The sequence below is a fragment of the Pseudarthrobacter sp. alpha12b genome, from assembly GCF_054130495.1.
In genome coordinates, this window is record NZ_CP196746.1 from 1,177,235 (window position 1) to 1,189,813 (window position 12,579).

Sequence of the window (12,579 nt, forward strand, 5' to 3'; positions counted from 1 at the left end):
TTACGCGCGTTACTCAATTGCTGTCAAGAGTGCTTTGCAAAATCCCTTGCGATGGCTTGTTCTCAGTCTTTCCCGCATTTTGCAAGCGCTTGCGTTAATTGTTGCAATCCGCCTAGCATGATCGCATGACAGCGAGCGTGGAATCTGTGGCCGCCATGGCCGGCGTGTCTGTATCAACGGTATCGCGTGCCCTGCGGGCAGTTCCTGGCGTGTCCGCTGCAACCCGCAAGCGCGTGCAGGATGCTGCCCGTGAATTGGGCTATTCCGCGTCTCCCGCTGCTTCGCGGCTTGCGACGGGCCGGACGCGCGCGGTCGGCATCGTGGTGCCGGTCCTGGCGAAGTGGTTTTTCGGCAAGGTCATCAGTGAAGCAGCGCGGACCCTCCGGGAAGCCGGGTTTGACGTGCTCCTTTTTGAGCTGGCCACGGTTGCCCAGCGGCAGCGGTTCTTTGCTGGCGCGCAGCTGCATGGCCGGACTGACGGTGTCATCATCACGGCGCTGCAGCCCACGGAGGACGAACTGGCATGGCTGGTTTCCCAGGAGCAGGCTGTGGCGTTGTTGGGGGCGGAAGCACCGGGCATCGGATCAGTATCAGTGGACAACGTCAGCGCCGGGCGGGCTGCGGTGCGGCATTTGCTGAATCTCGGCCATGAACAGATCGCGTTTATTGGCATCCGTGATGATGAACGCAGCAACCTCGGCGGTGTGCCTCCCTTGCAACGGCTCATGGGCTATCGGGAGGCCCTCTCCAAAGCTGGGCTGCCCCGGGACAGCAAGCTTGAACAGTTTGATGAGAACAGTGTCGCCGGGGGTGCGGCTGCCATGTCGCGGCTGCTGGTCGCGGAACAGGTTCCGACAGCGGTGTTTGTCGCCTCCGACGAGATGGCTTTCGGTGCCCTCAAAGTCCTCCGCAAGGCTGGCTTGGACGTTCCGCGGGATTTCTCCGTTCTGGGATTCGACAATCACGAACTCTGTGACGTCGTGGACCTGACAACCATGGACCACGACGTGGCCGCACAAGGACAGGACGCTGCCCGGATCCTCCTGGACGTCCTGAATGGACAGCCCGCTGCCGCCGTCGCGCATCCGGTGCGCCTGGTGGTGCGCGGAACCACCGCCCCTCCCCGCGCCCTGCGCTCAACTGCCGGCACCCCAAATCACCCTCACTCCGCCGGGCACCCCGGCACCCCCTGAAAGGAAACTTCATGGAATACCGCAAACTCGGCACCAGCGGCATGTACGTCAGCGCCATCGCCCTGGGCAACTGGGCTACGCACGGCGAAACCGTGGACCAGGACCTCGCCACGGAATGCGTCCGCAAAGCGCTGGATCTGGGTGTCACTACTTTCGATACCGCGGACGCCTACGCAGGCACCAAGGCCGAATCCATGCTCGGTGAGGCCCTGAAGGGAGTCCGCCGCGAAGGCGTGGAAATCATGACCAAGGCGTTCTTCCCTACGGGACCGGGCAAGAACGACCGCGGCCTGTCCCGGAAGCACCTCATGGAATCCATCAACGGTTCGCTGAGGCGTCTGCAGACGGACTACGTGGACGTTTACCAGGCGCATCGCTACGACTACGAGACCCCGCTGGAGGAAACCATGGGGGCCTTCGCGGACATCGTTCATACCGGTAAGGCCCACTACATCGGCGTGTCCGAATGGACCGTCGAAGAGATCCGTGCCGGCGCTGCGCTGGCGGCCGACCTGGGCATCAGGCTGGTGTCGAGCCAACCGCAGTACAACATGCTGTGGCGCGTGATCGAGCCCGAAGTAGTGCCGGTATGCGAAGAGGTGGGCATCACCCAGGTGTGCTGGTCACCGCTGGCCCAAGGCGTATTGAGCGGCAAGTACGGCGCCTCCACGGCGCCATCCGGCAGCCGCTTCAGCGACGCAGAGGGCGGACTGAAGACCGAGCACAGGTTCATGCAGCCGGAGGTGCTGGAACGCGTGCAGAAGCTCAAGCCGCTAGCCCAGGAGCTAGGCGTGCCTCTAGCCACCCTGGCCGTGGCCTGGGTGTTGGCCAACCCGAACGTTTCCGCAGCGATTGTCGGCGCCAGCCGCCCCGAACAGCTCGACGATACAGTCAAAGCTGCCGGGCTGGTCCTGGGGCGCGAAACACTTGAACTGATCGACGCTACCCTTGGCGACGTCGTGGAGCGCGACCCTGCAAAGGTAGAGTCCTTCCCGGAGCGGGTTTAGGCCGGGGCTGCTGCATCGGTGGAGGTTCCGTGCTACGCGTGTGAATGCAGCTGCAGCTTTGCGCGGAGTTCGCCTTCAGTCGGGGGTCGGGCGCCGGCCCGGGATACGGTGATCGCGGCCGCAGTGGCCGCGGTGCCTCCGAGCTGGTCAAGGACTGAAGGCGCCAGGCCGCCGGTTCCGCGGGTAAGGAGTCCCAGGATCAAAGCCGACATATACGAGTCTCCAGCGCCGATGGTGTCAACAACAGAGGTGTTCACCGCAGGGATGCTGAGGGAGACGGAGGAGGTGGCGAGCAGTGAGCCTGATGAGCCCCTGGTGATGACAACCAGATCCGCTCCAAGGCCCAGGATGTGTGTCGCGGTTTCCTCCGGGCCCTTTTCCGGGTAAAGCCATTCGGCGTCCTCATCGCTGAGTTTGACGACGTGGGTGAGGTGCGCCAGCTCCTCGAAAGTGCGCCGTGCCTGGGCATGGGTTCCGAGCAGGGCTGGCCTGATGTTGGGGTCGTAGGTGATGGTGCACTGATTGCGGAGTTCCTGGAGGACAGCCTTGATGCTACCGGCGCCCGGTGACAGAAAACTTGCGATCGAACCGGTGTGAAGGACCTTGGGCGGGGCGAGCGCAAGGTCGGGCGGTGCGATATCCCAGGTAATGTCGAAAGCGTAGCCCGCCGAGCCGTCGGGGGAGATGGTGGCGGTGGCCGTCGATGTTTTTTCCAGTGAGCGGGACCCGGGCAAGACCGTCACCCCGGCGCCGGTGAGATGCTCCGTGAGTACATCACCACGCCGGTCAAGGCCCATGGAGGTGAGCAGCCCGGTGCTGACTCCCAGCCGGGCCAGGCCGTAGGCGACATTGGCCGGCGACCCGCCGGGGTGTTCGGTGGTGCCCTCTGGTGTAGTCACCACGTCGATAAGGGCTTCCCCGATAACGACGACGTCCAGCACCTGCCGGGGAGGGGTGGGCTTGCCGATGTTCTGCATGTCCGTTTTCCTTGTTCTGAGTGCTGCCCTATGCGAGCTGCGTGACCCTAATGCTGTTGACGGTTGCCGTGCCGCCGATGGCGTAAACGGCGGCGTCGGTGCTGGTCTCGGCAGGGAAGATCAGTTCGGTCATGGTGACCTGGCCGTCTTGGGCAAAGACTTCAACAGAGCACTGGTCCACGAAGACGGTGAGGTCATAGGCCCCGTTCCTTGCCACCATGGGAGCGGTGTCGATGGAGCTGAAGGATGGGTGGAAGTCTGTCCTCCCGGATTCGCGCCGATCCACGAATAATTTGGCTTGGCCGGGCCGGATGCCCACGCGGGTTCCCTTCGCGCCGTCTCCACGCAGGATGAGGCCGAATTCCTCTGCGGTCCCGGGGGTGAAGCTGACGTCAACGCGCTGGACCGTGCCGGCTGCGCCGGCCAGAACCTGCACGCCGTCGTTGATGGCGGTTTCAGAAACGCAAAACGGTTCCCGATCGGCCAGGACACCCCAGTTACCCGCGGGCTGCTGGATCAGGGATAAGTCGCCGTTGCTGGTCTGAAGTGAAATTTCGCGGGCGAGGCTCATGGGGCTGCGCCACGGTGTGGTGGGGATGTGGTTGGCGTATTGCCAGTTGTTCATCCAGGCGATCATGACGCGGCGGTTGTCCGGCATGTCGCTGAAAGAGACTGCTGCGTAATAGTCCCGTCCCCAATCCAGCCACCGGTATTCTGCCAGCCGGTCAGGGTCCTGGGACCCTTCAGTTACGGTGCTGGCGGAGGTGAATGTGGTTCCGTCGAAGTCGCCGATAAAGTACTGGCCCGCTGAGCCGCTGTTGGGCCCGCCGGGGTTGAGGTTGACGGTGAGGACCCACTTGAGGTTTTCCGGATCGCCGTCCACGGGCAGGGGAAACAGGTCGGGGCATTCCCAGACGCCGCCGGTGGCGTTTGCGGGGCCGAAGGTGCTCAGCAGTTCCCAGTTCCTCAGGTCGTCGGATTTGTAGAAGACCACCTGGAAGTCTTTGGCTTCGACGGCGACCATCACCCAGTAGCTGCGCGCGCCGCCGTCGTACTTAAAGACTTTGGGGTCGCGGAACTCGGCGGACCCGCGGCTAAGTACGGGGTTGCCTGTGTGTTTTGTCCATGTGTAGCCCCCGTCCAGGCTGTAGGCCAATGACTGGGCCTGGACACCCTCGTACAGTGAGCCCGGTTTGAAGGCACTGGTGTAGATCGCCACGAGCGGGGCGACGGAACCGCTGCCGAGTCCGCTGGTGTTGTGACGGTCATAGACGATGCTGCCGGAAAAGATGTCTTCGTCCTCGTCACAGGCGATGGCGACGGGGTGTTCGGTCCAGGTCTGCAGGTCTGTAGAGGTGGCGTGACCCCAGGACATGTTTCCCCAGACGTTTCCCATCGGGTTGTTCTGGTAGTAAAGGTGGTAGACGCCGTCATGAAAAATCAGGCCATTGGGATCATTGAGCCAGGTGTCTTTTGCGGTGTAGTGCAGGGCAGGGCGGTAGCTGTCTGCTGTCGCTGCCGTGTGGGTCGGGGTAAGTGTGTCCACGAGGTTCCTTTTATGATTTTGTGTTATTTGCTCGCGCCGGCCGTGAGGCCTTCCCGCAGGGTGCGCTGGCCGAAGATAAAGACCACCAGTGCGGGCAGCATGGACAGGATCACGCCGGCGAGGACCACCGATATGCTCCCCGTGCCGAGGTTGCCCTGGAGCGTGACCAAGCCGAGGGGGAGGGTGAAGTTCTGTTCGCTGATGGTGAGGATCAGTGGCCGGAAGAACTCGTTCCAGTGGAAATTGAACGCCAGGATCCCGACGATTGCCATGCCGGGGACCGCCAGCGGGACGTAGACAGAACGGAAGATCCGCCACGGTCCGGCGCCGTCCAGGGCGGCCGCTTCCGCGAAGTCGTTTGGCAGGCCCAGGAAGTACTGGCGCATCAGGAAGGTGCCGAAGGCGGTGGGAATGGCCGGCAGGATCAGGGCCAGCAGCGTATCGGACAGACCCATTCCTCGAATGAGCATAAACACGGGGACGATCGTGACCTGCACCGGGACCATCATGGTGGCCAGCACCAGCGAGAAGATGGCGTTCTTGCGGCGGAAGTCCATTCGGGCGAAGGCATAGCCGGCCAGAGTAGCGGAAGCCATCTGGCCAACTGCGATCAGCCCGGTCACCAAGGCGCTGTTCAGGACCAGGAGGCCCACGTTGATCTGCTTGAACACCTCTTGGTATGCGGTGAAGTCAGGGTTGATGGGCAGGAAGGACGGTGGCAGGTTGAAGGATTCCGACGGCGTCCGCAAGGATGTGGACAAGGTCCACAGGACAGGCCCGAGGGTCAGGGCTGCCGCCACGGCCAGTGCGGTGTACCTGCCGACGGTTCCGGCAGACGGCAGGCGGCGGTTGCGGTAACGCTTGGGCGTGGTCGGTGTGCCGGTGGTGGAACCGGAATGCGTGTCGGTCCCGGTGTGCAGGGTCTGGCTGGACATGAGGGACCTCACTGGTAGAAGACGAAGCGGCGGCTGAGCCGGAATTGCAGGGCGGTGACGGCAAGGATAAGAACGGTGAGTACCAGGCCTATGGCCGAGGCCTTGCCAAACTCCAGTTGCTGGAAGGCGGATTCAAAGATCACCATGACGGCGGTGCGGGTGGAATCGCCGGGACCGCCGTTGGTCAGGACGTAGGGCTGGTCGAAGACCTGCAGGGCACTGATGATTGCCATCACGGAGGCGACGAGCACCGTGGGGCTGATCAGCGGAAGGGTGACGTTGCTGAACTGCTTCCAGCCTGTGGCGCCGTCCAGGTTGGCGGCCTCGTGCAGTTCCTTGGGAATGTTGGTCAGGGCACCGAGGAAGAGGAGGAAGGAGAACCCGAAGTTCTGCCACACGTAGACCAGGACCACCACGGCTGCGGATGCCGCGGGACTGGTCAGCCAGGGCACTGCGGGAATGCCAATCAGGGACAGGAGCCAGTTCACGACGCCGAACTGTTCGTTGAACATGTACCGCATGAAGATGGACACCGACGCGGCGGACAGGACCAGGGGGAAGAAGAAGGTGGACCGGAGGAAGACCCTGAGCCAGGAGGGCATTCTGGCCTGCAGCATGGACGCCAGGCCAAGGGCGATGCCCAGTTGAAGGATGACTGCGACGACGACGAACACGATGGTGTTAAGGAACGACACGCGGACGGTGGGGTCCTGTGCCAGGGAGGCGAAGTTGGCGAAACCGACGAACTGGGGTGCCGAAATGATGTCCCAGCGGAAGAAGGCCAGGACAAGCGAGCCGATGATCGGCAGGAAGGTGAACAGGGCCATCCCGAGAACCGTGGGAGCAAGGAAGATCATGGCCAGCCACCGCTCGATAAACGGGCGGCGCGCGGCCGCTGGTTTCGCCGTTCGGCGTGGGGCGGTGGACGTGGTGGTCATGAGTTCCTCCTGAGGGCCAGTTCGAGATCGCGCTGCAGGGTGCCCATCGCGGCCCGCAGATCAGCGGAGCTGCCGCTGACAGCGGTGGAAACGTTTTTCATCAGGGCGGTTTCGACGGCGGCCTGCTGGGGCGGAGCGGGGATGGGGCCGGAGGTGGGGAACCGGTCGAGGGTGTCGTAGAAGACTTTCCAGTGCCTGGGTCCGGTGGCCGCGTAAAAGGACTCATTAACCATCGAACGGCGGGTGGGGGTGGTGTTCGGCTTGGGAATGGCCAACTGCATCGCTTCGCGGCTGGAGCAGAACTTCACCCATTCCCAGGCGGCGTCTTTGTCTTTCGCTGTGCGCATGATCGCGTAGCCGGCAGCACCGAACTGGTGCCGCTGCGTCCGCCAGCGGGGAAAGAACTGGACGTCAAACTGCTCGGCCGTCATTCCGGCGTCGTGCAGGCCCTGTGCCCAGTAGCCGCCTGCCGGCGTGGTGCCGATGCGGTTGTTGCCGAACAAGCCAACCAGGGCATTGCCGCCCCCGGATTCGGGACGGACGCCCAGTCCTTCGGCGACCAGTTCGCGCAGGTAGTCGAAGGTCTCGATAACCCGCCCGTCTTCGGCGTTCGGAGCCAGCCATTGGTAGCCGCCGCCGCGGGTGGCCCGGGCTGGGTCGTTCGGGTAGAAACGGTCCCAGAACCAGTCCCCGCCGGAAGCCTTGGTTTCGGTCAGGAAGCTGGTTTCATTGGCGTACAGCCAAGGCACTACTCCACCGAAGAGCCGGTTGGTCCAGTAGTACGGGGTGAAGTCGGCCGGGCGTGCTTTCCGCAGGGCCCGGAGGGTGGCGCTGAAGTCGTCCTGCGTCCAGTCGTCCCTGGGCCGCTCGAGCCCGGCCTGGGCGAATGTGGCGGTATTCAAATACATGTTCGCCGCGTTCCAGTCCAGCGGAAGCTGGTAGAGGTGGCCTTGGTACATGAAGGCTTCCAGCAGGCTCGGGTGAACGTCGTCGAAGTAGTCCCTCATGTCCGCAGCGTCCCGGCGGACATAGTCATCCAGCGGCTCGGCGAGCTTGTCGGCGAACAACTGGGCGCCCTCAGTGGCGACGTAGACGACGTCCGGCGGTGTTCCGGCGGCGGCCATGGTGAGGATCTTGGAAAAGAAGTCCTTCCAGTCCGCGCCCTGGATCGCCTGCAAACGTACCGGAATATCAGGGTGGGCGGCGCTAAAGGCGTTAATCAGGCCCTGGCGGGCCGCGGCGTCTGCTGCCGTTCCAAGGATGGCGATGTTCAGGGCCTTGCTCCCGCGGCCCGGAATGTCACTTCCGGTCAGTCGGGGCCAGGCGCCCACCGTGGCTCCCGCAACAGCAAGGCCGGTGAGGCCCAGCATGGAACGCCGCGTGAGCTGTGAAAGTCCGCTACCGGACCGCGGCGCATACGAGGGGGTTGTGTTCCCCGGTGTCTTTTCAGACGTCATTGTCGGCTCCTCCTAACACGTGTTAAGTAGCGTACGTAGCGTACCTAACACGTGTCAAGTAAGTCTGTTGCTGGTAGATCAATGAACGTGAAGTACGGGCGTGAGCCGCCTGGCCAGGCGCGGACCGCGGGCTCCCGCCGGAGGCCGGGACGGGTCATCCCTGCCATCACGTTTCAGCAGCCTGGTGCCGTGTAAACGGTCCGCCAGGTTAGCCGGCCGGGACCGCTGCCGTGGACGCCCGCGGGATGATCCGGCAGGGCATGTAGAGAGTTCCTGCTTCCCACTGTTCCCCTGCCGGGGCTTTTCCTTCGACCGCATCCAACAGCAGGGACATGGCCGTTGCTCCGATTTCGGCGTGCGGAAGAGCCACTGTGGTGAGGGCGGGAACAAGGTTGGCGGCGAGTTTCTGCTGGTCGTCGTAGCCCACCACGGACAGATCCTCCGGTACGCGGAGTCCGGCGGCAGCGGCGTAAAGCAAAACGCCGGTGGCAACCCTGTCGTTGGAGCAGATGATTGCCGTCGGCCGGTTTTTGCCGCCCAGGACGGAGGAAGCGGCCCGGTAGCCCTCGTCGATGTCCCATCCGGTCGCGTGGACATGCTGATGTTCAAGGCCCAGCCCTGCCTCTTCCATGGCCTTGCGGTAACCCTGTTCGCGCTGCGGAGCGGCGGGCGAGCTGAGAGTTCCGGTCAACAGGGTGATGCGGCGGTGGCCCAGGTCAATCAGCAGCTGGGCCGCGGCGCGTCCGCCGTCGACCTCTGCCGGAATTACCGACTGGAGCTGGGAGCCTGCGTCGGTGCAATTAGCCAGGATGGCCGGCAGGGTGAGCATCGCCGGGGGAGCGGTAATTTCGCGCAGGCTGCCGGTGGCGTACATGATGCCGTCGACCTGCCGGTGCACGAGTTGCTGCGCCGCAGCGCTGTCGCGGGCCGTGTCATGTTCTGTGTCGACCACCAGGACCATGTACCCGCGGGCCAAGGCCGTGCGTGAGGCGCCGCTGATCAGCCGGCCGGCGAAGGGGCTGGTGACAATGTCATCCGTGATGATGCCGATCGTTGATGTCTGCTGGTTGCGCAGGCTGAGGGCGACGGAGTTGGGCGTGTAGTCCAGCTCCGCCGCGGCGCGGAGCACGCGCTCCTGGCGTTCGGCGGTCACGTTGCCGTCTGCCCTGCCGTTTAGTACCAGTGACACTGCACTGCGGGAGACCCCCGCCCGTCGTGCCACATCCAGTGCCGTTGCTTTACGTTTGGCCATGCCGATCCATCCCCTGCCTTTCGGCTTAGCATACCTAACTCGTGTGAGGTCAGGGGGTGCCTTGCTTAGGTGCCCTTTCTGGCGACGACGAAAGGGATCCGTCTCTTGCCGGGGATACGGCGGTGGAAGGGACCTCACCGAATCCGTGCCTGACGATTCTCCGGGGTGCCCGAATGCGCGTTTAGGTCGCGTCAACGGAGGCAGCTGACCGTTCGGGCGCGGTTCGGTTTGTTCGGTTCGCGACGACGACAATTGCCAGGCCAAGGAGGGTGAGCACTGCGCTGGTAAGGAAGATACCGCGCTGACCCAGAGCGGTAAGTGAGCCTGCAGCGATGATGGGCCCGGACACGATGGCACCGATCCGGCGCGTATTCATGTACAAGCCGGTGGAGAGACCCGGTTTGGGAATCATCTGCTGGAACAGCGGCAGACCGACCCCCGCGATCCCCGCGAACGACCAGGCGTTCAGCACCTGCAGGACGAGCAGCAGCAGGGGCCCGGTTGTGACGCCCAGGCCGAGGTAGTAGCCGATTCCTGCGATGCAGCTGGTGGCGAGCAGGCCGAGCTGGGAAAACCTGCCGCTGAGCCGGCCGACCAGCAGCAACGCGGGCACCTCGAGGGCGGCGGCAACACCGAGGGCGATGCCGGCCCACATCACGTCCATCTTGAGGGTCTCGGTCACGTAGACGGTCATGATCGTCATCACGGTGGCGTTGGTGGCCTGCAGCAGGATGAAAGCGGCCATGATCAGGGCAACACGGAGGCGATCGACGGGCGGCTCCTCTGGGGTGGAGGCCGGGGAGACCTGTTGTCTCCCTGCAGCAGCGGCGGCACTTGCGGCGGTCCGCGCCTTGATCATCACCGCGGCAGTGGCGATGTTGATGACGGCCACGGCGGCGATGGCCAGCAGCATGGTGCGGTTGCCGAACCAGCCCATGATGAAGGTTGCTACTGGCGGCCCTGCCACCCAGGCCACCGACATAATCGCCCGGGTGTTGAAGACGGCGGACGGGCCGGCGCCGGAGTGGCGGAGGTGGGCGAACAGCAATGAGCTGCCCACACCTGCCGGGAAGTTATTGCCGAATTGACCACGGACCACACGATAGGAGCCAGGGGTCCCTAATGCTTCGCCCCGCCGATGCAGGGATTTGCGTGCATCGGCGCGGCATTTTTGTTTCCGGCGTGGGGCCGTCAGCCAGGTCCCGGGTCGGGATGATTACCCCCCGCACCCCTGCACTCAGACCTGTCCCGCCTGGGCAAGGAAACGGACATGTTCGTTGCGGCCGTCGCTTCCCTTTCGGACGATGAAATGGCGGGCCCGTCGCTGTGTGAAGGATGGTCAAGGGCGCACGTGATCGCCCACGTTGCATCAAGTGGCAGAGCGTTGGTGCACCATCATGACCTGGATACGGCCTGGACCATTGAGGAAGCCGACCCTGATTCACTCTTGAACGCGATCGAAGCCGTGGTGCGTTCGCTGAGGGCCAAGGGTGCCCCGGGAATGACCCTGGTCACTGAGGAACGCGACCAGTGGATTATCGGCAACGGCGCGCTGCGCGTCGAGTCCGACCGTGAGGGCCTGCTTCAGGGGCTGGCGCGCGGCGATGCAGCCACTATCGAGGCGGAGGGACCGGTTCCGGCGCTGCCGAGCTGGTGAACCGGCAGCAGGAGGGGTTGCGGCCGACGTCCCAGCCCGATGGGACACGGAAGGTGTTTCCCAAGGCTTGACATATGGTTCGAGTCCCACCGCGGGCATAGCGCAACACTCGTCAGAAGGGCGCCACCAGCGCCCGGTCACGCTGGATGACGCCACTGGCGCTCATGGCCTAAGCACGCCATGGCGGGAGCACTCCGCCGTCCAACCCAGCGGTGTTACCTGTACCTTCATCCGGCGCCCGCAGGCGCCGCAGTACCGCGGCGGCTCCATGGCCAGCCGTTCGCCGCAGCGGTGGTGAAGGTACGACGGCGGGCCGTCGCCGCCGTCGTACGCTTCACCGCAGTGCCCGCAATAGTTCCCCGTGGTTGAACACGGGGAACGCGAAACCCCTGTCATAGCGTCTTCTGGAGTTCCTTGATGGGCATGTTGAGGTCCACGAGCAGGTTCAGGTCTGCGGTGGCGGGCCGGCCGAGGGTGGTGAGGTAGTTGCCGACGATGACGGCGTTGATGCCGCCGAGCAGGCCGTCGCGGGTGCCGAGGTCGCCCAAGGTGAGTTCGCGGCCGCCCGCGTACCGCAGAACGGTGCGGGGCATGGCGAGGCGGAAGGCAGCGATGGCGCGGAGGGCGTCCTTGCCGTCCATGACTTGTTGGTTCTCCAAGGGTGTCCCGGGCCGGGGGTTCAGGAAGTTGAGCGGGACTTCATGGGGTTCCAGGGCGGCAAGCTGGGCGGCGAGTTCCGCCCGCTGTTCCAGGCTTTCACCCATTCCGATCAGGGCACCGCAGCACAGTTCCATGCCGGAGTCCTTGACCATGGCGCAGGTCTCCAGCCGTTCCTCGTAGGTGTGGGTGGTGACGACGTTGGGAAAGTAGCTGCGGGCTGTTTCCAGGTTGTGGTTATAGCGGTGGACACCCCAGTCCTTGAGCTGGTCCACCTGGCGCTGGGTGAGCATGCCGAGCGAGCAGGCTATGTTGATGTCCACCTCGGCATTAATGCGCTGGATGGCGAAGTTGATCTGGTTCATCAGTTTGACGTCGGGCCCGCGTACGGCGGCGACGATGCAGAACTCCGTGGCCCCCGTGGCGGCTGTTTCCTTGGCGGCCTTGACCAGTTCCGGGATGTCCAGCCAGACGCCGCGGACGGGGGAGTCGAACAGGCCGGACTGGCTGCAGAAGTGGCAGTCTTCCGGGCAGCCGCCGGTCTTGATGGAGATGATGCCCTCCACCTCCACATCCTCGCCGCAGTGCCGGAGCCGGACCTGGTGTGCCAGTTCCAGGGCGGTTGGAAGTGCCTCGTCCGGGAGGCGGAGGACCTCTTCGAGTTGGGCCTGGTCCAAGCCGATGCCGTCCTCGAGAACCTGCCGGCGGGCGGTCTCAAGGATGGCGTAGCCTCCGACCGTGGTGGTCCCCCCGCTCCCTGGGATGGGAAGGTTTGCCTGCATCGTCATTATGTGGTCCCTCGCGTCTACTTGGAATATCCCTCACTGCAGACGCTAGTTCTCCTTCGGCGACCCTATTTTGGAGGGGTTCAACAAAGAACCCGGTGAATGGGCCAACCAATGCCAGGGAAGACTTTGCGCCAACTCCGGCGGCCAGGGCGACCGCTTCACCGCTGCCACC

The 12,579-nt window shown here is 64.1% G+C and carries 12 protein-coding genes; 3 read left to right on the forward strand and 9 right to left on the reverse strand.

The genetic code is table 11. From position 1 onward, the window contains the following. Positions 1 to 125: 125 nt before the first annotated feature. Both ACTAQI_RS05225 and ACTAQI_RS05230 read left to right on the forward strand, forming a co-directional pair. The gene (locus tag ACTAQI_RS05225) at positions 126 to 1,193 is read left to right on the forward strand and encodes a LacI family DNA-binding transcriptional regulator (protein ID WP_457950027.1); all 1,068 of its coding nucleotides are present in this window, start codon (positions 126 to 128) and stop codon (positions 1,191 to 1,193) included. Between the two features lie 11 nt (positions 1,194 to 1,204). Continuing rightward, a complete protein-coding gene (locus ACTAQI_RS05230; protein ID WP_457950028.1) occupies positions 1,205 to 2,200 on the forward strand; it encodes an aldo/keto reductase family protein in 996 nt (331 codons plus the stop codon). 32 nt (positions 2,201 to 2,232) lie between these two features. Here the strand turns inward: ACTAQI_RS05230 and ACTAQI_RS05235 are convergent, their stop codons facing one another. The 7 genes from ACTAQI_RS05235 to ACTAQI_RS05265 all read right to left on the reverse strand — a co-directional run bounded on the left by ACTAQI_RS05235 (position 2,233) and on the right by ACTAQI_RS05265 (position 10,365). Next, positions 2,233 to 3,177 carry a carbohydrate kinase family protein gene (locus tag ACTAQI_RS05235; RefSeq protein ID WP_457950029.1) on the reverse strand — a complete coding sequence of 315 codons (945 nt, stop codon included), beginning with the start codon at positions 3,175 to 3,177 and terminating at the stop codon, positions 2,233 to 2,235. A gap of 28 nt (positions 3,178 to 3,205) precedes the next feature. Further along, positions 3,206 to 4,723 (reverse strand): glycoside hydrolase family 32 protein, encoded by a 1,518-nt coding sequence (locus ACTAQI_RS05240; RefSeq protein WP_457950030.1) that lies wholly within the window; start codon positions 4,721 to 4,723, stop codon positions 3,206 to 3,208. A 23-nt stretch (positions 4,724 to 4,746) separates the two neighbouring features. Next, positions 4,747 to 5,658 carry a carbohydrate ABC transporter permease gene (locus ACTAQI_RS05245; RefSeq protein WP_457950031.1) on the reverse strand — a complete coding sequence of 304 codons (912 nt, stop codon included), beginning with the start codon at positions 5,656 to 5,658 and terminating at the stop codon, positions 4,747 to 4,749. Between the two features lie 8 nt (positions 5,659 to 5,666). Then, the gene (locus ACTAQI_RS05250; RefSeq protein ID WP_457950032.1) at positions 5,667 to 6,596 is read right to left on the reverse strand and encodes a carbohydrate ABC transporter permease; all 930 of its coding nucleotides are present in this window, start codon (positions 6,594 to 6,596) and stop codon (positions 5,667 to 5,669) included. Beyond that, positions 6,593 to 8,053: an extracellular solute-binding protein gene (locus ACTAQI_RS05255; protein WP_457950033.1), complete on the reverse strand. Its 1,461-nt coding sequence runs from the start codon at positions 8,051 to 8,053 to the stop codon at positions 6,593 to 6,595. Before ACTAQI_RS05255 ends, ACTAQI_RS05250 begins: the two co-directional genes overlap by 4 nt. A gap of 208 nt (positions 8,054 to 8,261) precedes the next feature. Beyond that, a complete protein-coding gene (locus ACTAQI_RS05260; protein WP_457950034.1) occupies positions 8,262 to 9,305 on the reverse strand; it encodes a LacI family DNA-binding transcriptional regulator in 1,044 nt (347 codons plus the stop codon). A 181-nt stretch (positions 9,306 to 9,486) separates the two neighbouring features. Then, complete coding sequence (locus ACTAQI_RS05265; RefSeq protein ID WP_457950035.1) at positions 9,487 to 10,365, reverse strand: MFS transporter; 879 nt, start codon at positions 10,363 to 10,365, stop codon at positions 9,487 to 9,489. A 210-nt stretch (positions 10,366 to 10,575) separates the two neighbouring features. Here ACTAQI_RS05265 and ACTAQI_RS05270 point away from each other — a divergent pair, with 210 nt between their 5' ends. Next, complete coding sequence (locus tag ACTAQI_RS05270; RefSeq protein WP_457950036.1) at positions 10,576 to 10,962, forward strand: maleylpyruvate isomerase N-terminal domain-containing protein; 387 nt, start codon at positions 10,576 to 10,578, stop codon at positions 10,960 to 10,962. A gap of 162 nt (positions 10,963 to 11,124) precedes the next feature. Here the strand turns inward: ACTAQI_RS05270 and bsaP are convergent, their stop codons facing one another. After that, on the reverse strand, positions 11,125 to 11,358 hold the full coding sequence (gene bsaP / locus ACTAQI_RS05275; protein ID WP_457950037.1) for a biotin synthase auxiliary protein BsaP: 234 nt from the start codon (positions 11,356 to 11,358) through the stop codon (positions 11,125 to 11,127). Beyond that, complete coding sequence (bioB, locus tag ACTAQI_RS05280) at positions 11,355 to 12,407, reverse strand: biotin synthase BioB (protein WP_457950038.1); 1,053 nt, start codon at positions 12,405 to 12,407, stop codon at positions 11,355 to 11,357. The genes bsaP and bioB overlap by 4 nt, the downstream gene beginning before the upstream one ends. Positions 12,408 to 12,579 lie beyond the last annotated feature (172 nt).